Consider the following 20,655-nt stretch of genomic DNA (forward strand, 5'->3'; position numbering starts at 1 on the left):
TACTAAGCTGGTTGGCATTTTAAGGCTGGGTTGTGACAATGCCGAGGGCTAACATATGGGCGTTATGGGGGGGGGGAGCGCTTATAGCTGTAGTTGGGTTTCTAGATGATCATGGTCATATCGCTGCGCGTTGGCGGCTATTAGCTCATTTTTCCTCTGCTGTTTGGTGTCTGGCCTGGTTGGGCGGCTTCCCTCCGATCCAATTGGTGGGCGGAACTTTCGATCTTTCTTGGGTAGGCCATGCCTTTGCCGTGCTCTATCTGGTATGGGTGCTCAATCTATACAACTTCATGGATGGTATTGACGGTATTGCCAGCATCCAAGCCGTTACTGTTTGTCTTGGCGCATGCGTTATTTATTGGGCGGCTGGTGATGCATCCTTGATCTGGGGGCCTCTGCTCCTGGCCATGGCGGTGTTGGGCTTCCTTTATTGGAACTTCCCTCCGGCGCGTATCTTCATGGGAGATGCGGGTAGTGGATTCCTTGGATTAGTTCTTGGGATATTTTCTCTCCAAGCAGCTTGGGTCTCTCCAAAGTATTTCTGGGTGTGGTTGATTCTGTTGGGGGTGTTCATCATGGATGCAACCTTTACCTTGATGCGCAGATTGCTGAGAGGAGACAAGATTTACGAGGCACATCGTAGCCATGCCTATCAGTTCGCTTCGCGCAAATATGGTCGGCATCTACCGGTGACCCTTGCGGTGCTGGCGATCAATGTATTGTGGTTGCTACCTATATCCGTATGCGTAGGTCTATTGGAGCTGGATGGTATGATTGGCGCAGTACTGGCCTATGTGCCGTTGCTTGTTCTTGCCGTCAAATTCCATGCAGGTGAGTTAGAAAAGGCCAGTTGAGCTAGGCCAGCTCCGCAACATCAAGTGAGTGCTGCCTATCAACGGGCAATGTAGGTTGTGACTAGGGTTCGAGGTTCTAAAAAAGGATGATGGATAAAATAAGAACGCGTCTGCTAAGACTTCCACGCAGACAGAAAAGAATCCTGCAGGTCATCGCCGACGTTTTGCTGGTGTGGGTTGCATTGTGGATGTCGTTCGTTGTCAGGCTGGGTTTTGATGAGCTGAACAATCCTTTTGTAGTGCATTTCTGGCTATTTCTCAGTGCTCCGATCATCGCCATTCCGCTGTTCATCCGCTTTGGCATGTACCGTGCTGTCATGCGCTATTTTGGTAATGATGCACTCATCGCCATTGTAAAAGCGGTGACGCTGGCAGCTTTGGTTCTGGCGCTAGTCGTTTATCTCTATAGCAATCATCAAACCGTGGTGCCTCGTTCCATCGTGTTCAACTATTGGTGGTTGAGCATGGTGATGATCGGAGGACTCAGGCTGGTCATGCGTCAGTATTTTCTGGGCGATTGGTTTACCACTGCCCAGCATGTGCCATTTGCCAATCGGGATGATGGTTTACCAAAGGTAGCCATTTATGGGGCGGGGGCTGCTGGTAACCAACTGATTGCAGCATTGCGTTTGGGGCGCATGATGCGACCTGTAGCCTTTATCGATGATGACAGTAGTATTGCGGATCGGATGATCGCCGGGCTTCAGGTATACAAGCCCAAGCACCTGCAACAAATGATCGATGAAACCGGAGCAGAAGAAATTCTCCTGGCTATTCCTTCGTCCAGCCGTAGCCGACGTCGGGAGATATTGGGATTCCTGGAAGGTTTCCCCCTCCATGTCAGGAGCGTGCCGGGTTTCATGGACTTGGCTAGCGGTCGGGTAAAGGTCGACGATATCCAGGAGGTGGATATTGCCGATCTGCTCGGCCGAGACGCCGTTCCTGCCCAGGGTGATCTGCTGGCTCATTGCATCCAGGGGCAGACGGTTCTGGTGACGGGGGCAGGTGGTTCCATTGGCTCCGAGCTGTGCCGGCAGATCTTGAGCTTGCGTCCGACCACCCTGATATTGCTCGATCACAGTGAGTTCAACCTCTACAGCATCCTGGCAGAGTTGGAGCAACGCCTCTCCCGGGAGTCCCTGCCAGTGAAATTGCTGCCGATCCTCGGGTCGGTGCGCAACTATGAAAAGCTTTTGAGCGTCATGGGCACCTGGAGTGTCGATACGGTCTATCACGCTGCGGCCTACAAGCATGTTCCGATGGTCGAGCACAACATCGCCGAAGGCGTGCTCAACAATGTCATGGGCACCCTCAATACCGCCCAGGCCGCATTGCAATCGGGGGTCGCCAATTTTGTGTTGATCTCCACCGACAAAGCCGTCCGGCCAACCAATGTGATGGGTAGTACCAAGCGCCTGGCGGAACTCACCTTGCAAGCGCTGAGCAAGGAACTGGCCCCCGTACTGTTCAACGACCCATCGAAGATTTCACGGGTCAATAAAACCCGATTCACCATGGTTCGCTTCGGCAATGTGCTGGGTTCGTCAGGCTCGGTCATCCCGCTGTTCCACAAGCAGATCAAATCCGGAGGGCCGCTCACGGTTACCCACCCGAAAATCACCCGCTATTTCATGACCATCCCGGAGGCTGCCCAACTGGTCATCCAGGCCGGTTCGATGGGGCAGGGTGGTGATGTTTTCGTGTTGGATATGGGCGAGCCGGTGAGAATAGTCGAGTTGGCGGAGAAGATGATTCATCTTTCCGGGTTGAGCGTTCGCTCGGAAAAGAACCCCCATGGAGATATTGCTATTGAGTTCACCGGGTTGCGCCCTGGTGAAAAGCTTTACGAAGAGTTGCTGATTGGCGATAACGTGGTGGCCACCCAGCATCCGATGATCATGAGCGCCAACGAGGATCATTTGTCTTGGGATGCGCTCAAGATCAAGCTTGATGAGCTCCTGGCGGCATTGGATGGCGATGATTATTCGCGGGTTCGCCAGCTCTTGCGCGAGACCGTCAGCGGCTACACACCTGACGGAGAAATCGTCGATTGGGTTTATCAGCAGCAGCGTCTCAAGCCCTGAATCTACACAAGCGGTAACTCTCTCGGTTTTGACTTGCCTCATGCATCTCCTAGGTTTGGAAGGCAACTTCGGAAAAGCTGCTTTCCTTATCGATGTCATGGAGCGTCATTATGCATAACCCTTATTTCTCCTCCCTGGCCTTTGCATTCCTGGCCAGTCTTTCTCTCCTCACCCAGGCGGCACCAGTCGCCAAGGTGCAGGAAGCCGCCACCGAAGTGGTGGAGCATTCCATCTCCAATCCAACCAGGCTTGATCTCAACACTGCCGATGCCGCCCTCTTGCAGCGGGAGCTGCTTGGCATAGGCGAAGCCAAGGCCAGGGCTATAGTCAGTTATCGCGAGGCAAACGGCCCCTTCGCTTCGGTGGACGAACTGCTTGAGGTCAAGGGAATCGGCAGGGCCATTCTCGAGCGCAACCGAGACAAGCTCCAGGTCAACTGAGGCGCCCCGTTCAAGACGAAAGGGTTGGCCTTACGGTCAATCCTCGTCGACGAGGTAGATTTTCTTCATGAAATGATGTGAATATTATGGGTGTAATATTTTTTGCGTCGATCTTGCGAAATCGCGAATACCCATCAGGTTCATTCATCGTCAGGAGTGCAGCTATGAGTTCAGTTCGTTCCCAAGGCAAGGCCTTGATCACGGGGGCTTCATCCGGTATCGGCGCGGTCTACGCCGAGCGCTTGGCGGCGCGTGGCTTTGACTTGTTGCTGGTAGCCCGGGACAAAGAGCGTCTGCTGGCGGCAGCCAGTACTTTACAAGCCGATCATTCGGTACAGGTCGAGGTCTTGAAGGCCGACCTGACATCCAGAAGCGATCTGCTCGAGGTGGAGAGTCGCCTGCGCAATGACCGGGACATCAGCCTGTTGCTGAACAATGCCGGCGTTGCCGCCCATGGGCCCCTGGCTGCTGCGGACCTGGATCAGATGGAGCAGATGATCCAGCTCAATGTGGTGGCCCTGACCCGTTTGGCGAGCGCCGCAGCCGCCAACTTTTCTGCGGCGGGGCGAGGAGCGATCATCAATATCGCCTCCGTGGTGGCCCTGCTGCCGGAACGTTTCAACGCGACCTACAGCGCCACCAAGGCTTATGTATTGAGCCTGAGCCAATCCCTGCAGGCGGAACTGAAAGACACCGGGGTCCAAGTCCAGGCCGTCCTGCCCGGAGTCACTCGTACCGAAATCTGGCAGCGGGCGGGCTTGGATGCATCCGCTATTCCGGCAGAAATGGTGATGGATGCGCAGGAAATGGTCGATGCGGCCTTGAGCGGCTTCGACCAGCAGGAGTTGATTACCCTGCCGTCGCTGCCTGATGCCGCGGATTGGCAGGCCTTGGTGGCGGCGCGTTTAGCACTGGCCCCCAACCTCTCACGCAGCAGTGCGGCTGCCCGTTACAAATAAGCCCGGAACGGAGCGGTTGCCGTTACCGCTCCTGTTCCTTCAAGCCTTCGCGTACCACTTCAAGTATCTGCGCAGCCAGTTGTGGATTTTCCACGCTACGCGACAGCATCAGCGCACCCGCCAGAGTCGACATGATCATCAGGCTGCGCTTGGCCTTGTCTTCGCCCTCCAGGGTCGCTTCCACTTGCGCGAGCCTGGCCTTGAGCACCGCGTCGGTGGTGGCGCTGGGCTGGCCACGTTGACCGAGCTCCGAGCTCATGGTCGGAAGCGGGCAGCCCTGGTGTGGTGACTCCTGGTGCCATTCGGAGAGGTAATTGTCGATGAAGGCCTGCAGGGGACGTTCCTGGGCGAACAGCTTGGCGCAATGAGCGTCGAGGTCCTGGGCGGCAGAGCAGAGCGCTTCCTCGACCAGTTCATCCTTGGAGCTGAAGTGGGAATAGAAACCGCCATGGGTCAGGCCCAGGGCTTTCATCAGGGGTTGCAAGCCTGTTGCGCCTATCCCGTCGCGACGAAACCGCTCCGAGGCTTCCTTGATGATGCGCTTATGGGTCTGGGCTTTGTGGTCTGCTGAATAACGCATCGGGGAAACCTCCGCAACAAGGCCACTATTTTAACCAGGGTTCGGCAGATCACATCCACTTCCGTACCAGCTTTGGCTGGCTGCTACAGCGTGATGACAGGTTTCCATGCCGAGCACAGCCAGGTGAGTTGGCACGATAAGTGATTACTGATCATTCATCCATTGTTGAACAATCCTGAGGCCCTTTCATGAACGTTGGTTTATCCCTGGCGGATCAGATTCGGCTGGAATTGCGTGCGGACATCATTGGCGGTCGTCTGGTGCCCGGCATGCCCTTGGTGGAGAACGAACTGGCCGTTACCTACAACGCCTCGCGCAATACCATCCGCGAAGCCCTGCATTGTCTTGGGCAGGAGGGACTGACGCGTTATGTGCGCCACAAGGGGGTGATGGTCCGCCGCCTGGAACGTGACGATCTGCGTGATCTGTTCAGGGTACGCCGGACTCTGGAGTTGCAAGCGATCGCCAACGCCAAGCCGCTGCGCGAGTACCAGTCGAACCTTATGCTCGATGCTATCGAAGCGGCCGAATTGGCCAGGGAGCGAGAGGACTGGCGCGCCGTCGGTACCCATGGCCTGGTGTTTCACCAGCATGTGGTGGCGTTGCTGGACTCACCATTGCTGGACGAGTTTTTCACCAAGGTGGTGGCGCAGCTACGGCTCGTGTTTTGCGCTGCGCCAGACGAGGCGCTGTTCCAGGCTCCCTGGCTGGAGCGCGACCGGCAGATCCATGGGTGGCTGGCCGACGGCGACCAGGAGTCGGCCGGAGCGGCCATGGAGTGTTACCTGGATGATTCTGAGTGCCTGTTGCTGAACATGTTCGATCCATCCTTGCGTCATTGAACGAGGAGCATAGCGATGTACAAGGACTATCCCGCGGCCTACCAGGTCAGCAAGGGCTCAGCGCTGCACGTGGACACGGCCTTCTACGAGCGTATTCGAGCCAACCCTGGCCAGCGCACGTTGATCGAGAGTTTCGAGGTGCCGATCCGCACGGGACGTGCCTGGAAGGTGCCGGCCGGTCATGTGTTCCGGGTCACCACGCCCCATGGTCCGCAGGTGGGCGATTTCAACGTCTGGAATGCCCACGACCCGCGCGAGCGCCTGTGGGCGGCCCGAACCCGGCAGTTGCAGGGGGCACATGTCAGTACTCACGATCGGCTCTGGTCGAACCTGCCGTTCTTGCGGCCGCTGGTGACCATCACCGATGACAGCCTGGCCGATTACGGTATCGATGAGCATGGCGGCCGCCTGCATGACTTGCTGGGAACCCGCTGCGATCCCTATGTGAACCGGATGCTCACTGGCGAGGATTTTCACCACCACTGCCATTCCAACCTGACGCGGGCGGTGCTGCCCCACGGCCTGACAGAGTTCGATGTGCATGACGTGTTGAACATCTTCCAGTGCACGGGGTTGAACCACGACGACCTGTATTTCATGAAGGCCTGCCCGGCAGGCAAGGGCGATTACCTGGAGTTCTTTGCTGAAATCGATCTGCTCTGCGCCTTGTCGACCTGCCCTGGCGGGGACTTGTCCCTGCCGATGTGGGGGCCGCAGGCGCAGGATCCACTCAGCGTATGTCGGCCGTTGGGGGTCGAGGTCTATCGCCTGGAGCAAGCGTTACTCGAAGGCTGGAGCTCGCCTGAACGAGCGGCCTACCAGGGCCTGCATGGTTTGCAACTCGCCAAGCCCGAATGGGAAAGTTGAGTCCATGGACCCTTGCACCGCAGGCGCAGGGGTCCATGTATTCACCGGTCGCGGGCGTCCTTGGCGTCCGCTTCGGCATTGCGTTCGGCCACGCGTCGGCGCTGTTCTTCGGTAAGTTCCACCTTGCTGGCGGTATCGCGTAGCAGCATCAGGCCACCCACGATCGAACCGATAGCGACCACCAGAATCAACCAGGCATACCAGGGCATGGAGCTCTCCTTGATGAGGCCGCCTGCCGGAGGCGAGATTCGCTCCGCAGCGGCTTGTAACGCTTTGAGTCAAAACGTTTTGCAGGGTTCCATTGTATGCCTGATCGGCCGGCCTGGCCGGCAGCGTCTCTAGAGTCCGGTGAGCATGGCATCCGCCGGCGCATTGGCCCGCGACTGCCCGGTGCACTGGAAGTAGATGAAGCCCAGCCCCATGAGGCCGAGGAAGACCAGGCCGATCAGCGTATTGAACCAGGCCATGGCCACCAGGCACACCACGGCCAGCAGCAGTGCCAGGGCCGGGACCAGCGGATAACCGGGAGCGCGGAAGCTGCGTGGCAGGCCGGGCTCGGTCCGGCGCAGCCGGAACAGGCTGAGCATGCTCATGATGTACATCACGATGGCGCCGAACACGGCCATGGTGATCATGGCGGCGGTGAGGCTCAGCCCGCCGAGGTTGACCAGGCCATCGCTGTAGATCGCGGCGATGCCCACCAGCCCGCCGGCGATGATCGCTCGGTGTGGGGTCTGGAACCGCGACAGCCTGGCCAGGGAGGCGGGCAGGTAGCCAGCGCGGGCCAGGGCGAAGAATTGCCGCGAGTAGCCGAGGATGATCCCGTGGAAGCTGGCAACCAGGCCGAACAAGCCGATCCACACCAGCATGTGCAGCCAGCCGGAGTCATCGCCGACCACCGCCTTCATGGCCTGGGGCAGCGGGTCGTTGATGTTCGCCAAACTGCGCCAGTCACCCACGCCACCTGCGAAGAACATCACGCCCAGGGCCAGCACCACCAAGGTCAGGATGCCGCTGATGTAGGCCCGGGGGATGGTGCGCCTGGGGTCCTTGGCCTCTTCGGCAGCCATGGCCGCGCCCTCGATGGCCAGGAAGAACCAGATGGCGAAGGGGATCGCCGCGAACATGCCGGCAACTGCTGCGCTACCGAACTGATCCGTGCCGGCCCAGCCATTGGCGGCGAAGTGGCTGAAGCTGAACGCCGGGGCCACCACGCCCATGAATACCAGCAATTCCAAGACCGCCAGGACGCAGACCACCAGTTCGAAGGTTGCCGCCAGCTTCACCCCGAGAATGTTCAGGCCCATGAAGACGACATAGGCCGCCACTGCGGCGTGCTTGGGGTCCAGCGCCGGAAACTGCACGTTCAAGTAGGCACCGATGGCCAGGGCGATGGCCGGTGGGGCGAAGACGAATTCGATCAGGGTCGCCAGCCCGGCGATCATCCCGCCTTTTTCGCCGAAAGCCCGGCGGCTGTAGGCAAAAGGGCCTCCGGCATGGGGAATCGCGGTGGTCAGTTCGGTGAAGCTGAATATAAAGCAGGCATACATGCAGGCGACCAGCAGCGAGGTCACCAGGAACCCCAGGGTCCCGGCCACGCCCCAGCCATAGCTCCAGCCGAAGTACTCCCCGGAAATCACCAGGCCGACCGCGATACCCCATAGATGCAGCGTGCCCAGGGTGGGCTTGAGTCCTGTGTTCATCGATAGCGTCCTGAACGATTGGAAAGGTTCGGGGCAGGGCGTTGCAGCGGTCGTGCCAGGCGGCCATGGGACGTCGCAAAGCTCGGAAAGCCGTCGTATCGAGGATATTCCCGACCGTGGCTGATGGTCAGCGTTTCAATCTGGTGCGGTTGGCCGCCTCGCTTTGGGGCGAGGGCCTGTCGTCCTCGCCCGGGCCAGCGCGTCCATGGCGTGAGTCTTTACGCTTTCTTTATGGGTCACCCACCCCGTCGCTCTCGTTCCTTTACAGGCAGCCTGCGGACAATGTCGCCATTCGCGGCGATCGCCGTACCTCGGAGACATTCCATGAACATTCTGGACGCGGTGTCGTTGCTGCTGGCAGTAGGCCTGTTCGTTTACCTGCTGATTGCACTGTTGTGCGCGAATCGGAACTAGGAGCGACGCTGATGCACAGTTATGACTATTGGCTGATCCTCGCTTTCTTCGCGCTGGTGCTGGTGCCTGCGCCTTGGCTGGGACGCTTCTACTACAACGTGATGGAAGGCCAGCGTACCTGGCTGACCCCGGTCCTGGGGCCGGTGGAACGTGTGTGCTACCGCATCGCTGGGGTCGATCCGCAACTGGAGCAGAGCTGGCAGAAGTACAGCCTGGCCTTGCTGGCCTTCAACCTCGCCGGGTTCGCCCTGTTGTTCCTCATCCTGCTGTTCCAGGACCACTTGCCACTCAACCCGCAACACCTGCCGGGGCAGGAGTGGACCCTGGCCTTCAACACCGCGGTCAGCTTCATGACCAACACCAACTGGCAGGCCTACAGCGGCGAGGCGTCCCTGAGCTACTTCAGCCAGATGGCCGGCCTGACGGTACAGAACTTCGTCAGCGCGGCCACCGGACTGGCGGTGCTGGTGGCCCTGTGCCGGGGTATCGGCCGGCGCTCGGTACGCACCCTGGGCAATTTCTGGGCCGACATGACCCGCGCCACCCTCTACGGCCTGCTGCCGCTGTGCCTGCTGTTGGCCTTGCTGCTGGTCTGGCAGGGCGTGCCGCAGACGTTCGCTCACTATGTGGACGCCCTGACCGTGCAGGGTAACGATCAGGTGATTCCCCTGGGACCAGCGGCCAGCCAGATCGCCATCAAGCAACTGGGTACCAATGGCGGTGGCTTCTTCGGGGTCAACTCGGCGCATCCGTTCGAGAACCCCACGGCCTGGAGCAACCTGTTCGAACTGGTATCGATCATCCTGATCCCGGTGGCGCTGGTCTTCACTTTTGGCCATTACGTCAAGGACATGCGCCAGAGCCGGGCCATCATCGCCTGCATGCTGGCGCTGTTCCTGATCGGCGGCGCCACCTCGCTGTGGGCGGAATACCAACCCAACCCGGCACTGGCCAACCCGGTGGTGGAACAGGCAGCGCCACTGGAGGGCAAGGAGGCGCGCTTCGGCACCACGGCCACGGTGCTGTGGTCGGTGACCACCACCGCCGCCTCCAACGGGTCGGTCAACGGCATGCACGACAGCCTCAACCCGCTGAGCGGCATGGTGGCGCTGATCAACATGATGGTGGGCGAGGTGATCTTCGGCGGCGTCGGCGCCGGGCTCTACGGCATGCTGCTCAATGTGCTGATCGCGGTATTCCTGGCCGGCCTGATGATCGGGCGCACGCCTGAGTACCTGGGCAAGAAGCTCCAGGCCAGGGAGGTGCAACTATTGGTGCTGACCCTGATGGTCATGCCCATCGGCGTGCTGGTCCTGGGGGCCCTGGCCGCCAGCTTGCCAGGGCCGGCCGGCGCCATCAGCAACCCTGGGCCCCACGGCTTCAGCCAACTGCTATACGCCTATACCTCGGCCAGTGCCAACAATGGCTCGGCATTCGGTGGTTTCAGCGCCAACACCTCGTTTCATAACCTGATGCTGGGCCTGGGCATGCTGATCGGTCGCTTCGGCTACATCCTGCCGGTGCTGGCCCTGGCTGGCAGCCTGGCCCTGAAGAAACCCGCGCCTGTGGGCCAGAACAGCTTTCCCACCCATGGCCCACTGTTCGTGGCCTTGCTGACCATGACCATCTTGCTGGTAGGCGGCCTGACGTTCCTGCCGACCCTGGCACTGGGCCCGATCGCCGAACAACTGAGCATGGGTTTCTGAGGATCCGATGATGAATATGCATGTTCCCGCCTCGAACAAGGTTGCCGATGGGGTGGCCAAGGCCAAGCAGTCTGCTGCGCCATCGCCGGCCACCAGCCTGTCCGCCCTATGGCGCCCGGCGCTGGTCCAGGCCTTCGCCAAGCTCGACCCACGGCAGCTGCAGCGCTCGCCGGTGATGCTGGTGGTGGAGCTGACGGCGATCCTCACCACTGTGCTGTGCTTGGTGCCCAACACCGCGGTGCCGACTTTCGTCGCCGCGCAGATTGCCCTGTGGCTGTGGTTCACCGTGTTGTTCGCCAACTTCGCCGAGGCCCTGGCCGAGGGGCGTGGCAAGGCCCGTGCCGACAGCCTCAAGGCCGGCAGCGAGGGCCTGAGCGCCCGGCGCCGGGGGGCTGATGGCAGCTTCCAGCTGGTGCCAGCGGCCAACCTGCGCAAAGGCGATGTGGTACGGGTCGATGCCGGGGAAATGATCCCGGGCGACGGTGAAGTGATTGAAGGCATCGCCGCGGTCAACGAAGCGGCGATCACCGGGGAGTCGGCGCCGGTGATCCGCGAGTCCGGTGGCGATCGCTCGGCGGTGACCGGCAACACCCGCCTGGTGTCCGACTGGCTGCTGGTGCGTATCACCAGCAATCCCGGGGAGTCGACCCTGGACCGCATGATCGCCCTGGTGGAGGGTGCCAAGCGCCAGAAGACCCCCAATGAGGTGGCCCTGGACATCCTGCTGATCGGCCTGACCCTGATCTTCCTGCTGGTGGTGGTGACCCTGCAGCCGTTCGCCCATTTCGCCAATGGCAGCTTGCCGCTGGTGTTTTTGGTGGCGCTGCTGGTGACGCTGATCCCGACCACCATTGGCGGCCTGTTGTCGGCCATCGGCATCGCCGGCATGGACCGCCTGGTGCGCCTGAATGTCATCGCCAAGTCCGGGCGGGCGGTGGAAGCCGCCGGGGACGTGCATGTGTTGATGCTGGACAAGACTGGCACCATCACCTTCGGCAATCGCCGGTGCAGCGCCATCCACCCGGCCCCGGGCATCAACGCCGGGGACATGGCCGAGGCCGCCTTGCTGGCATCCCTGGCCGACGACACGGCTGAAGGCAAGTCCATCGTCGAATACCTGCGCGAACTTTATCCACAGCCCGAGCCGGGCAGCGAGTCGCTGGTGGCCGTGCCTTTCAGCGCCGAGACCCGCTTGTCCGGGGTCGACTATCGTGGCCAGGCCTACCGCAAGGGAGCAGTGGACTCGGTGCTGGATTTCGTTGGCCTCAAGCGCGACGACCTGGCGCCGGCACTGGCCCGGGAGATCGACAAGATCGCCCAGAGCGGCGGCACTCCGCTGCTGGTCTGCGCCGCTGGCCGGTTGCTGGGCGCGATTCACCTCAAGGACGTGGTCAAGCCCGGTATCCGCGAGCGTTTCGCCGAGTTGCGCAAGTTGGGGATCCGTACCGTGATGGTCACCGGCGACAACCCTCTGACCGCCGCTGCCATCGCCGCCGAAGCCGGGGTCGACGATGTGCTGGCCGAAGCCACGCCGGAGAAGAAGCTGGCGCGCATCCGCCACGAGCAGAACGACGGACGCCTGGTGGCCATGTGCGGCGACGGCGCCAACGATGCTCCGGCCCTGGCCCAGTCCGATGTCGGCATGGCCATGAACGACGGCACCCAGGCCGCTCGCGAGGCGGCCAACATGGTCGACCTGGACAGCGATCCGACCAAGCTGCTGGACGTGGTGCAGATCGGCAAGGAACTGTTGGTGACCCGTGGCGCCCTGACCACTTTTTCCATCGCCAACGACGTGGCCAAGTACTTCGCCATCCTGCCGGCCTTGTTCGCGGCGATTTATCCACAACTGGGCGTACTCAACATCATGCACCTGACCAGCCCGCAGAGCGCGATTCTCTCGGCGATCGTGTTCAACGCGCTGATCATCGTGGTGCTGATTCCCCTGGCCTTGCGCGGTGTGCGGGTGCAGGCCGCCAGTGCCGCCCACCTGCTGCGGCGCAACCTGCTGATCTACGGCCTGGGCGGCATCTTGGTGCCTTTTGCCGGGATCAAGCTGATCGACCTGCTGCTGACCGCCGCCCACCTGGTGTAGGCGGCCGGGATTGACCCATCGAGGATTTGACAAATGTCTAGTGTATTGCGTCCGGCCTTGAGCCTGATCGTCTTGATGACCCTGATCACCGGCGTGGCCTATCCGCTGGTGGTCACTGGAGTGGCCCAGGTCGCGTTCGCGGACCAGGCCAATGGCAGCCTGGTCCGCGATGACAGCGGCAAGGTGCGGGGCTCGGCCCTGATCGCCCAGGACTTTGTCGGTGATGCCTGGTTTCACCCGCGCCCCTCCGCAGGTGCCTTTGCCACGGTGGCCAGCGGGGCCAGCAACCTGGCACCGAGCAACCCGGCCCTGGCGACCCGGGTGATCGAGGATGCCAACAAGCTCTTGGTGCCTGGGCAGGGCCCGGTGCCCCTGGCGTTGCTGACCACTTCCGGCAGCGGCCTGGATCCGCACTTGCCACCGCAGGCGATTGACTATCAACTGGCGCGAGTTGCAGCGGCACGCAACCTGCCAGCCGACCGGCTACGAGCCTTGGTGGCAGAGCACACCGAACGGCCGCTGATCGGCCCGCCGGTGGTCAACGTGCTGGCCCTGAACCTGGCCCTGGAGCGGCTGTAACCTGGCGAGCCTGGAAAAGCCCCGACAGGGGCTTTTGCGATGCTCGAGCCCCAAGGAGTGACGATTGAAACCCATTGTCTTGTCGCAGAGAGATGCCCCATGAGTGATTCCGGTCGCGCCGACGCGCTGCTTGCCGAGCTGCCCCGGGACGGGCGTGGCCGGCTCAAGGTCTTTCTCGGCGCCGCGCCCGGGGTCGGCAAGACCTACGCCATGCTCCAGGCCGCCCACACCCAGATGCGCCAGGGCGTCAAGGTCCTGGCCGGGGTGGTGGAGACCCACGGCCGGGCCGAGACCGAGGCGCTGCTGGGCGGCTTGCCGCAACAGCCCCTGCTGCGCTCGGAGTATCGTGGGGTGCTGCTCGAGGAGATGGACCTGGACGGCCTGCTCAAGGCGCGGCCCAAGCTGGCGCTGGTGGACGAGTTGGCCCACAGCAACGCCCCGGGCAGCCGCCATGCCAAGCGCTGGCAGGACATCCAGGAGCTGCTGGCGGCGGGTATCGACGTGTTCACCACGGTCAACGTCCAGCACCTGGAGAGCCTCAATGACCAGGTGCGCGGCATCACCGGGGTCCAGGTCCGCGAGACCTTGCCCGACTGGGTGCTGCAGGAGGCCTACGAGCTGCAACTGGTGGACCTGCCGCCCCGGGAGCTGCTGGAGCGCCTGCGCGATGGCAAGGTCTATGTGCCGGAGCAGGCGCGGGCGGCCATCGATGCCTTCTTCAGCCAGACCAACCTCACGGCCCTGCGCGAGTTGGCGATGCAGACCGCGGCGGCCCAGGTGGACAACGACCTGGCCCAGGGCTATCGCCGCCTCGGGCAAGCGGCACCGGCGGTGCGCGGACGGCTGTTGGTGGGCATTGACGGTGATCTTCAGGCCGAGCGCCTGGTGCGCCACGCCAGCCGGGTTGCGCAGCGTCGGCACCTGCCCTGGAGCCTGGTGCATGTGGATAACGGTCGGCTTGGCGACGAGCAGTCGCGCTTGCGTTTGCAGGCGGCCCAGCAACTGGCCGAGCGCCTGGGCGGGGAGGTGGTCCTGCTGCGGGCGGGCGAGGTGGCCAAGACCCTGATCCAGCACGCGACCGAGGGGCGGGGCAGCCTGTTGCTGGTGGGGCAGTCGAGCCGTCGCTGGCGCCGGCGCTGGTTCGGTGGCGGGCTGGCGGCACGTTTGTTGCGCAATGCCGATGGCCTGGAAATCAATGTCCTGGACAGCGAGCCATTGCCCAGCCAGCCGAGGTTGCGGGTCAAGCATCCGCTGATGTGGTTCGACTATGCCCTGGCGCTGTTGGCGACGCTGTTGGCCAGTGCCCTGGCCTGGGGCGTGGCCGGCGTCCTGGCGCTGCCGAACATCTCCCTGGTGTTTCTCGCCGCGGTGCTGCTGGTGGCGGTGCGCAGCAGCCTGGGGCCGGCCCTGGCCTGCGCCGCGCTGTCGTTCCTGAGCTACGACTTCCTGTTCATCCCGCCGAATTTCTCCCTTTCCATCCAGCGCGAAGAAGACGTGCTGACCCTGCTGTTCTTCCTGCTGATGGCCGCCCTCACCGGTAATCTCGCGGCCCGCCAGCGCCGGCAATTGCAGGCACTGCGCGATACCCAGGAGGAAACCGGCGAGCTGCTGGACCTGTCGCGCAAGCTCACGGCCGCCACCGACCGGCAGGCGGTGATCAGCGCGGCGATCCAGCACCTGAACGGGCGCGAGGAGTTGCGCATCTGTTTGTTCAACCGCGATGAGCAGGGTGCCTGGAAGGTCGAGAGCGGCGGCACGCAGCAACTTTCCGAAGCCGAGCGAGCCGCGGCCGATTGGGCCTGGCAGCACGATCAACCTGCGGGCCTGGGCACCGGGACCCTGCCTTTTGGCCGTTGGTGGTGGTGGCCGCTGTCAGTGGATGACGGCCCCTTGGGCTTGTTGGGGGTATGCCCCAGGGAGGGCGCGGTCTTCAGTGATCAACGCCGACGTTTGCTCACCGCGCTCAGCCAGCCGCTGGCCCAGGCTCTGGCCCGGGCGCGCCTGGCCGAGGACTTGGAGGCAGCGCGCTTGCACGGCGAAACCGAGCAACTGCGCAGCGCCTTGCTGGCTTCGGTGTCCCACGACTTGCGCACTCCGCTGACGTCGATGCGCGGCAGCATCGACAGCCTGCTGGCCTTGGGCGAGGCGATTCCCCTGGAGGATCGCCGGGAATTGCTGGAGGGCACCCGGGATGAGGCCGAGCGCCTGGATCGGTACATCCAGAACCTGCTGGACATGACCCGCCTGGGCCATGGTGCCTTGAAGCTGGCCCGCGACTGGGTCACCCCGGCGGATATCGTCGGCAGCGCGCTCAATCGCCTGCGCGTGGTGCTGGCGCCGCTGCGGGTCAGCACGCAGTTGCCCCGGGATCTGCCGCTGCTGTATGTGCACGCGGCGCTGATCGAACAGGCCCTGGTCAATGTGCTGGAGAATGCGGCGCGTTTTTCCCCGGTCCATGGCCGCCTGCACCTGGCGGTTCGCGCCGACGAGCAGGAACTGAGTTTCGCCGTGAGCGACGAGGGCCCGGGTATTCCCGAGGAGGAGCGGGCGAAGATCTTCGACATGTTCTACACCGCCGCCAGGGGCGATCGGGGCGGTCAGGGCACGGGCCTGGGGTTGGCGATCTGCAAGGGCATGGTGGGGGCCCATGGCGGGCGCATCAGTGTCGCCGATGGCATCGACGGTCGGGGCACCTGCATCACCCTGTTCTTGCCGTTACAGGCCCAGCCGGAACTCGAGGGCGAGCTGTGAAACGCTTGTCAGCAGGGGCGAGGACTCCTGCAAAAGCCCTCTGGAGGAGATTGGCGTTGCGCTACTCTCTTGTCTCTTATTTGTCTTGAACTGAACCCATGAGCCAGACCGCGACCATCCTGGTCATCGACGACGAGCCGCAGATTCGCAAATTCCTGCGCATCAGCCTGGCGTCCCAAGGATACAAAGTGATTGAAGCCGGCACCGGCACCGAGGGCCTGGCCCAGGCGGCGCTGAGCAAGCCGGACCTGCTGGTGCTCGACCTGGGGTTGCCGGACATGGATGGCCATCAGGTACTGCGCGAATTTCGCGAGTGGTCGGCGGTGCCGGTGCTGGTGCTCTCGGTGCGGGCCAGCGAATTGCAGAAGGTCGAAGCCCTGGACGGTGGGGCCAACGACTATGTCACCAAGCCGTTCGGCATCCAGGAGTTCCTGGCTCGCATACGCGCCTTGTTGCGCCAGGCACCGTCGGGAGAAGTCCAGGAGGCGGCGTTGCAGGTGGGCTCCCTGACGGTCGACCTGGCGTACCGCCGGGTGTTGCTCGACGGCGTGGAAGTGGCCCTGACACGCAAGGAGTATGCAGTGCTGGCCCAGCTGGCCCGCCACCCGGGGCGGGTGATCACCCAGCAACAACTGCTCAAGGACATCTGGGGGCCGACCCATACCGAGGACAGTCATTACCTGCGGATCGTGGTCGGGCACCTGCGCCAGAAACTGGCAGACGACCCGACCCGGCCGCGCTTCATCGTCACCGAGGCGGGGGTCGGTTATCGCCTGTTGGCGGGCGAGGCTTGAGCTAGAGCTGCTCCTGTTCGTGGCGGTCGAGGGTGTCGCTGGCGATTTCCCGACCCAGGGCGATCAGTTCCGGCGCCTTGTAGAACTCGAAGAAGCGACACACCCGCTTGGGTACGTTGATCAGGATATCCGGCGGGTAGCCGGCGATCTTGTATTGGGCCAGGGACGTCTGCATGACCTCGAAGCTCTGGTTGACCAGGTCCAGCAGCGAAGCGGGGCCGACGTTATCGACGATGAACGAGCCGCTGGCCGACCTGGGAGCGCCGTCGGTTTCCGGGGCCGCGGCCGGTTGCTGGGACTCAGGTTCGGCGCCTTCGACCCAGGGATTGATCTGTGCCGCATCGCTCTTGAACGCCTCCTGTTCCAGCAGCAACAGTTGCTCGGCCTGCTTGCGCCGGAATGGCAGGCGCGAGCCCAACGAGTTGATCAGGCTGTCGAAGCGGCTCTTGAAGGCCGGCGGGCGCTGGATCACCGGCAACTGATAGTGCCGCTGGTTGGTGGAATTGAGGTTGACCGCAATGATCAGGTCGCAATGGCTGGACACCACCGGAACGATCGGCAGCGGGTTGAGCAGGCCGCCGTCCACCAGCATGCGATTGCCTTGCATCACCGGGGTGAACAGGCTGGGGATGGCCGCCGAGGCGCGCATGGCCTGGTGCAGGCAACCTTCCTGGAACCAGATCTCCTGTTGGTTGGTCAGGTCGGTCGCCACCGCGGTGTAGGGGATGCGCAGGTCTTCGATGTTGACGTCGCCGACGATCTTGCGAATCTGGCCGAAGACCTTCTCGCCGCGAATCGCCCCCAGGCGGAAGCTCACGTCCACCAGGCGCAGCACATCCAGATAATCCAGGCTCTCGATCCATTCCCGGTACTGGTCGAGTTTGCCCGCCGCATAGATGCCACCGACCACCGCGCCCATGGAGCAACCAGCGATGCAGGCAATCTCGTAACCGCGTTTTTCGATCTCCTCGATGACTCCGATATGGGCGTACCCGCGGGCACCTCCCGAACCGAGGACCAATGCGACACGTTTGTTCATGATTCGTCCTTTGGCCAAGCAGGCTGCCACAATGCACCCTTAGCGCCCCGAGGTTCAATCGCGGCTGGCCCGGCAATGCGGCTCGACGCGGCCTCACGGATCGGTGTCGAGCCTCGCGCCACGGCGCCTGCGGCTATATTTTCCTGGAGGTGGCCTTGGCACTTTTCTTCACCGCCACCGTCTTAACCCGTACGACTGTATTCCCCTTCTTGAGGTGTCATTGATGAAAGCCTGGATCTGCTTGCCCCTGATTGCATTGGTTCTGAGCGGTTGCGCAGGCAAGACCGCCTACCGTGACAGCTGCGGTACCCAGCTGGATGCCGCCTGGCGTGAACTGGACCTGGCCAAGGCCGAGGGTTTCGCCGGCACCGTGAGCTACTCCAAGGCGCTGTCGCTGCTGACGGGCGCCAAGACCCAGCAGCAGTTCGAGGCCTTCGAAGGTTGCACCAACAAGGCCGAGAAGGCGCGTTTCTATATTCGCGAATCACGTGCCGGGCGTTGAAAGGCGACAAGCGCTACGCTAAGCCGGCAAAATCGAAGATCGCGGGCCGCTGGCCGGACGTAATGCCGGTCACCGGCCCGCGATTTCATTCCGGGGCCGGACGAGCCGGCACCGGGTTGGTTGAATTGTGTTGGGGAATCCTTGATGTCTGCCCTGGTTGATCGATTGGTGGCTCGGATCCTGAGCCTGGACGTGAACTTGCTGGCCTGCCAGGCGCGCCTGGCGGCCGCCACGGACACCGAGGCGCTGCATGACCTGCGTGTCGGGGTACGGCGCCTGCGCAGCCTGTTGCGGCCGTTGCGCGGCCTGCCGGGAGTCGAGCAGCTGGAACAGGCCGGTGCGCAAGTGGGGCGCGTGACCACGCCGATCCGGGATCGCGAAGTCCTGGCGGCCTACCTGCATCAGCATGGCCAGCATGCCGCCGGCGACCGCCGCACCGTGCTGCTGGCCCAGGAGTATCCCGCCGTGGCCGCGGGGCCTGAACTGGCGCGCCTGGCCATGGTGCTGGATGCATTCCCGCGATTTCTCAGGGCCGCCCAGCGCCAGGAGTTGCTGGAAGGCTTGCGCCCGCGCATCGAGAGGCGCCTGGGCAAGCAATGGCAGGCCCTGGGCCAGGCACTGGAGGATCCGGCCCACGACCGCCATCGCCTGCGCTTGCTGATCAAGCGGGTGCGTTATGCCGCCGAGTCCTATCCTGAACTGGACCGTTTGCCTGGCCCGGCCATCAAGCGGCTCAAGGCCGCCCAGGCGGCGCTGGGTGATTGGCATGACTGTTGGCAATGGCTGGCCCAGGCCGAGCAGCAGCCGGACCTGCTGCCTTGCGTGGCCACCTGGCGGCGTACCATGCTCAAGGCCGAGGCGCGAGCCGACCGCATGCTGGACAAGCTGTACGGTGATTGCTTTGGCCATTGAGTGCCGGCCAGCGGCCTTTCTGTCCGCTGCTTTGGCCGGAATAGTTGCTGTAGAGCCCTGGCTCGCTGGTTAAGATCCCTGGGTTCATACATTTCCCGTAGAGGTTTTCATGCGTTTCTATGATTTGCTCGAAGCGGTTCGCAAACAGCCCGAGGCCCTGAGCATTCCGGCGCAATGGGCCCAGGGGCGGGCCAGCTTCGGCGGTCTGGTGGTGGCCCTGCAGTACGAGGCGATGCGCGCCAAGGTTCCGGCGGACCGTCCGGTACGATCCCTGGCGGTGACCTTCGTCGGTCCGGTGGCTCCCGAAGTGCCGGTGAGTTTCGAAGTGGATGTGCTGCGCGAGGGCAAGGCGGTCAGCCAGGTTCTGGGACGGGTGATGCAGGAAGGCCAGGTCGTGACGCTGGTGCAGGGCAGCTTCGGCGCCTCGCGGCAGTCGGTGGTGAGTGTCGAGGCCTTGCCGGCACCTGAAATGAAGCACTGGGACGATTGCCAGGAGCTGCCCTATATCCCGGGCGTGACCCCGGAATTCATGCGCCACCTGGCGATGCGCTGGAGCATCGGCGGCATGCCGTTCACCGGCAATCGCTCACGGGACATGGGGGGCTGGGTGCGCCTGCGGGGCGACGTCAAGGAAGAACCGGTGACCGAAGCGCACATCCTGGCCCTGGTGGATGCCTGGCCGCCGGCGTTGTTGCCGCACCTGACCAAGCCCGCCGCCGGCAGCACCCTGACCTGGACCATCGAGTTCGTCCAGCCGCTGCTGGAGCTGGATACCCTGGACTGGTGCAAGTACCGGGTGGAGATCGAGCATGCCCGCGACGGCTATGGGCATGCCGCTGCCGCACTGTGGAGTGCCGATGGGCGGCTGGTCGCCCTGAGCCGGCAGACGGTGACCATCTTCGGCTGAGCCCCAGAGGCCGTCAGTGCCGGTGGCGTTGCAACCAGGCACGCCACCAGGCACCGCTCAGGACGAAGCGGGGAAAGGTCACGAACTGCTCCACCAGCAAGCGCTGGACTGCGTCCTGGCGATCGGTGAAAGGCTCGCTGGCCTTGGCCTCGAGGCTATGGCCGTGGCGTTGCAGGCCCAGGGCCGCAAGGATGCCGATCGCGCCGATGGCCAGGCTCAACAGGCTCAGGGAAAACACTCCCGAGGCAATCAGCAGGAAACCGACGATGAACAATGGCACGGCGATCAGGTGCAGCACCAGGTTGGTCGGATGCTGGTGGCTGTTGGGGTAGACCCGCCATTGCCAGGCGGGGAGGTTGGGGTGGCGTTGGCCCATGATGCTCATCCTTAGTGTCTGGAAACTCATGGACCAAGGATAGGGCGCGAACAGCACGGCGACGAATCAAGGCTGGCTATCGTCTCGATAGCGCAAGTGTGGAGGCGGGGCCAACGACTCCCCCCCCTTGGCACGGCTTTTCCGAGGGTTGGCTGGCCGCCAGCCCTCCTCTGTTCGCCGGGCCGGGGGGGCCGGTCGCCTATTGTCTTTGGCGGGGGCCCCGGTTTGGGGCGCGGGGTTTTGGTGAAGGC

At 62.9% G+C, this 20,655-nt stretch carries 20 protein-coding genes; 15 read left to right on the forward strand and 5 right to left on the reverse strand.

Features of this window, described 5'->3' with window-relative positions; translation table 11 throughout:
- Positions 1-38: 38 nt before the first annotated feature.
- The 4 genes from ACK6AU_RS26100 to ACK6AU_RS26115 all read left to right on the forward strand — a co-directional run bounded on the left by ACK6AU_RS26100 (position 39) and on the right by ACK6AU_RS26115 (position 4,337).
- On the forward strand, positions 39-854 hold the full coding sequence (locus ACK6AU_RS26100; RefSeq protein ID WP_409302332.1) for an MraY family glycosyltransferase: 816 nt from the start codon (positions 39-41) through the stop codon (positions 852-854).
- Between the two features lie 89 nt (positions 855-943).
- A complete protein-coding gene (locus tag ACK6AU_RS26105; RefSeq protein ID WP_409302350.1) occupies positions 944-2,938 on the forward strand; it encodes a polysaccharide biosynthesis protein in 1,995 nt (664 codons plus the stop codon).
- A 110-nt stretch (positions 2,939-3,048) separates the two neighbouring features.
- The gene (locus tag ACK6AU_RS26110) at positions 3,049-3,378 is read left to right on the forward strand and encodes a ComEA family DNA-binding protein (RefSeq protein ID WP_185699822.1); all 330 of its coding nucleotides are present in this window, start codon (positions 3,049-3,051) and stop codon (positions 3,376-3,378) included.
- A 164-nt stretch (positions 3,379-3,542) separates the two neighbouring features.
- Positions 3,543-4,337 (forward strand): SDR family oxidoreductase, encoded by a 795-nt coding sequence (locus ACK6AU_RS26115; RefSeq protein ID WP_185699834.1) that lies wholly within the window; start codon positions 3,543-3,545, stop codon positions 4,335-4,337.
- Positions 4,338-4,359: 22 nt separating this feature from the next.
- Here the strand turns inward: ACK6AU_RS26115 and ACK6AU_RS26120 are convergent, their stop codons facing one another.
- Positions 4,360-4,917 carry a TetR/AcrR family transcriptional regulator gene (locus ACK6AU_RS26120; RefSeq protein WP_185699823.1) on the reverse strand — a complete coding sequence of 186 codons (558 nt, stop codon included), beginning with the start codon at positions 4,915-4,917 and terminating at the stop codon, positions 4,360-4,362.
- A gap of 188 nt (positions 4,918-5,105) precedes the next feature.
- Between ACK6AU_RS26120 and ACK6AU_RS26125 the strand changes: the two genes are divergently transcribed.
- Positions 5,106-5,759, forward strand: coding sequence for a GntR family transcriptional regulator (locus ACK6AU_RS26125; RefSeq protein ID WP_185699824.1), 654 nt, complete (start codon positions 5,106-5,108; stop codon positions 5,757-5,759).
- 15 nt (positions 5,760-5,774) lie between these two features.
- Positions 5,775-6,626: an urea carboxylase-associated family protein gene (locus ACK6AU_RS26130; protein ID WP_409302335.1), complete on the forward strand. Its 852-nt coding sequence runs from the start codon at positions 5,775-5,777 to the stop codon at positions 6,624-6,626.
- 41 nt (positions 6,627-6,667) lie between these two features.
- Here ACK6AU_RS26130 and ACK6AU_RS26135 read toward each other — a convergent pair whose 3' ends face one another.
- Positions 6,668-6,835: a DUF2897 family protein gene (locus tag ACK6AU_RS26135; protein WP_022640108.1), complete on the reverse strand. Its 168-nt coding sequence runs from the start codon at positions 6,833-6,835 to the stop codon at positions 6,668-6,670.
- A gap of 129 nt (positions 6,836-6,964) precedes the next feature.
- Complete coding sequence (gene eat / locus ACK6AU_RS26140) at positions 6,965-8,329, reverse strand: ethanolamine permease (protein WP_409302337.1); 1,365 nt, start codon at positions 8,327-8,329, stop codon at positions 6,965-6,967.
- A 324-nt stretch (positions 8,330-8,653) separates the two neighbouring features.
- Here eat and ACK6AU_RS26145 point away from each other — a divergent pair, with 324 nt between their 5' ends.
- The 6 genes from ACK6AU_RS26145 (at position 8,654) to ACK6AU_RS26170 (ending at position 16,668) form a co-directional block, all read left to right on the forward strand.
- On the forward strand, positions 8,654-8,743 hold the full coding sequence (locus ACK6AU_RS26145) for a potassium-transporting ATPase F (RefSeq protein ID WP_022640106.1): 90 nt from the start codon (positions 8,654-8,656) through the stop codon (positions 8,741-8,743).
- Between the two features lie 11 nt (positions 8,744-8,754).
- A complete protein-coding gene (kdpA, locus tag ACK6AU_RS26150; protein ID WP_409302340.1) occupies positions 8,755-10,449 on the forward strand; it encodes a potassium-transporting ATPase subunit KdpA in 1,695 nt (564 codons plus the stop codon).
- Between the two features lie 10 nt (positions 10,450-10,459).
- The gene (kdpB, locus tag ACK6AU_RS26155) at positions 10,460-12,544 is read left to right on the forward strand and encodes a potassium-transporting ATPase subunit KdpB (RefSeq protein ID WP_409302342.1); all 2,085 of its coding nucleotides are present in this window, start codon (positions 10,460-10,462) and stop codon (positions 12,542-12,544) included.
- A gap of 33 nt (positions 12,545-12,577) precedes the next feature.
- Positions 12,578-13,123 carry a potassium-transporting ATPase subunit KdpC gene (gene kdpC, locus ACK6AU_RS26160; protein ID WP_185701600.1) on the forward strand — a complete coding sequence of 182 codons (546 nt, stop codon included), beginning with the start codon at positions 12,578-12,580 and terminating at the stop codon, positions 13,121-13,123.
- 99 nt (positions 13,124-13,222) lie between these two features.
- On the forward strand, positions 13,223-15,874 hold the full coding sequence (locus tag ACK6AU_RS26165) for an ATP-binding protein (protein WP_409302344.1): 2,652 nt from the start codon (positions 13,223-13,225) through the stop codon (positions 15,872-15,874).
- A gap of 98 nt (positions 15,875-15,972) precedes the next feature.
- Positions 15,973-16,668, forward strand: a complete 696-nt coding sequence (locus ACK6AU_RS26170) for a response regulator (RefSeq protein ID WP_185701602.1) — start codon at positions 15,973-15,975, stop codon at positions 16,666-16,668.
- Position 16,669: 1 nt separating this feature from the next.
- Here the strand turns inward: ACK6AU_RS26170 and ACK6AU_RS26175 are convergent, their stop codons facing one another.
- Positions 16,670-17,707: a patatin-like phospholipase family protein gene (locus ACK6AU_RS26175; RefSeq protein WP_185701603.1), complete on the reverse strand. Its 1,038-nt coding sequence runs from the start codon at positions 17,705-17,707 to the stop codon at positions 16,670-16,672.
- Between the two features lie 223 nt (positions 17,708-17,930).
- Here ACK6AU_RS26175 and ACK6AU_RS26180 point away from each other — a divergent pair, with 223 nt between their 5' ends.
- The 3 genes from ACK6AU_RS26180 to ACK6AU_RS26190 all read left to right on the forward strand — a co-directional run bounded on the left by ACK6AU_RS26180 (position 17,931) and on the right by ACK6AU_RS26190 (position 20,028).
- Positions 17,931-18,209, forward strand: coding sequence for a hypothetical protein (locus ACK6AU_RS26180; RefSeq protein ID WP_058434425.1), 279 nt, complete (start codon positions 17,931-17,933; stop codon positions 18,207-18,209).
- A 144-nt stretch (positions 18,210-18,353) separates the two neighbouring features.
- Positions 18,354-19,121 (forward strand): CHAD domain-containing protein, encoded by a 768-nt coding sequence (locus ACK6AU_RS26185; RefSeq protein WP_409302347.1) that lies wholly within the window; start codon positions 18,354-18,356, stop codon positions 19,119-19,121.
- Positions 19,122-19,230: 109 nt separating this feature from the next.
- Positions 19,231-20,028: an acyl-CoA thioesterase II gene (locus ACK6AU_RS26190; RefSeq protein ID WP_185701605.1), complete on the forward strand. Its 798-nt coding sequence runs from the start codon at positions 19,231-19,233 to the stop codon at positions 20,026-20,028.
- Between the two features lie 13 nt (positions 20,029-20,041).
- Here ACK6AU_RS26190 and ACK6AU_RS26195 read toward each other — a convergent pair whose 3' ends face one another.
- Positions 20,042-20,404, reverse strand: coding sequence for a terminase (locus ACK6AU_RS26195; protein ID WP_185701606.1), 363 nt, complete (start codon positions 20,402-20,404; stop codon positions 20,042-20,044).
- Positions 20,405-20,655: the final 251 nt, after the last annotated feature.

It is taken from the genome of Pseudomonas sp. KCJK8993, from assembly GCF_046230915.1.
In the GTDB taxonomy this organism is placed as follows: domain Bacteria; phylum Pseudomonadota; class Gammaproteobacteria; order Pseudomonadales; family Pseudomonadaceae; genus Aquipseudomonas; species Aquipseudomonas piscis.

Bases quoted from the DNA above. Each gene is read 5' to 3' on its own strand.
- ACK6AU_RS26165 (WP_409302344.1), top strand. From the start codon at position 13,223: ATGAGTGATTCCGGTCGCGCCGACGCGCTGCTTGCCGAGCTGCCCCGG.
- kdpB (WP_409302342.1), top strand. From the start codon at position 10,460: ATGAATATGCATGTTCCCGCCTCGAACAAGGTTGCCGATGGGGTGGCC.
- ACK6AU_RS26180 (WP_058434425.1), top strand. From the start codon at position 17,931: ATGAAAGCCTGGATCTGCTTGCCCCTGATTGCATTGGTTCTGAGCGGT.
- ACK6AU_RS26190 (WP_185701605.1), top strand. From the start codon at position 19,231: ATGCGTTTCTATGATTTGCTCGAAGCGGTTCGCAAACAGCCCGAGGCC.
- ACK6AU_RS26195 (WP_185701606.1), bottom strand. From the start codon at position 20,404: ATGGGCCAACGCCACCCCAACCTCCCCGCCTGGCAATGGCGGGTCTAC.
- ACK6AU_RS26105 (WP_409302350.1), top strand. From the start codon at position 944: ATGGATAAAATAAGAACGCGTCTGCTAAGACTTCCACGCAGACAGAAA.
- ACK6AU_RS26120 (WP_185699823.1), bottom strand. From the start codon at position 4,917: ATGCGTTATTCAGCAGACCACAAAGCCCAGACCCATAAGCGCATCATC.
- ACK6AU_RS26135 (WP_022640108.1), bottom strand. From the start codon at position 6,835: ATGCCCTGGTATGCCTGGTTGATTCTGGTGGTCGCTATCGGTTCGATC.
- ACK6AU_RS26125 (WP_185699824.1), top strand. From the start codon at position 5,106: ATGAACGTTGGTTTATCCCTGGCGGATCAGATTCGGCTGGAATTGCGT.
- kdpC (WP_185701600.1), top strand. From the start codon at position 12,578: ATGTCTAGTGTATTGCGTCCGGCCTTGAGCCTGATCGTCTTGATGACC.
- ACK6AU_RS26170 (WP_185701602.1), top strand. From the start codon at position 15,973: ATGAGCCAGACCGCGACCATCCTGGTCATCGACGACGAGCCGCAGATT.
- ACK6AU_RS26145 (WP_022640106.1), top strand. From the start codon at position 8,654: ATGAACATTCTGGACGCGGTGTCGTTGCTGCTGGCAGTAGGCCTGTTC.
- ACK6AU_RS26110 (WP_185699822.1), top strand. From the start codon at position 3,049: ATGCATAACCCTTATTTCTCCTCCCTGGCCTTTGCATTCCTGGCCAGT.
- eat (WP_409302337.1), bottom strand. From the start codon at position 8,329: ATGAACACAGGACTCAAGCCCACCCTGGGCACGCTGCATCTATGGGGT.
- ACK6AU_RS26100 (WP_409302332.1), top strand. From the start codon at position 39: ATGCCGAGGGCTAACATATGGGCGTTATGGGGGGGGGGAGCGCTTATA.
- ACK6AU_RS26185 (WP_409302347.1), top strand. From the start codon at position 18,354: ATGTCTGCCCTGGTTGATCGATTGGTGGCTCGGATCCTGAGCCTGGAC.
- ACK6AU_RS26115 (WP_185699834.1), top strand. From the start codon at position 3,543: ATGAGTTCAGTTCGTTCCCAAGGCAAGGCCTTGATCACGGGGGCTTCA.
- ACK6AU_RS26175 (WP_185701603.1), bottom strand. From the start codon at position 17,707: ATGAACAAACGTGTCGCATTGGTCCTCGGTTCGGGAGGTGCCCGCGGG.
- kdpA (WP_409302340.1), top strand. From the start codon at position 8,755: ATGCACAGTTATGACTATTGGCTGATCCTCGCTTTCTTCGCGCTGGTG.
- ACK6AU_RS26130 (WP_409302335.1), top strand. From the start codon at position 5,775: ATGTACAAGGACTATCCCGCGGCCTACCAGGTCAGCAAGGGCTCAGCG.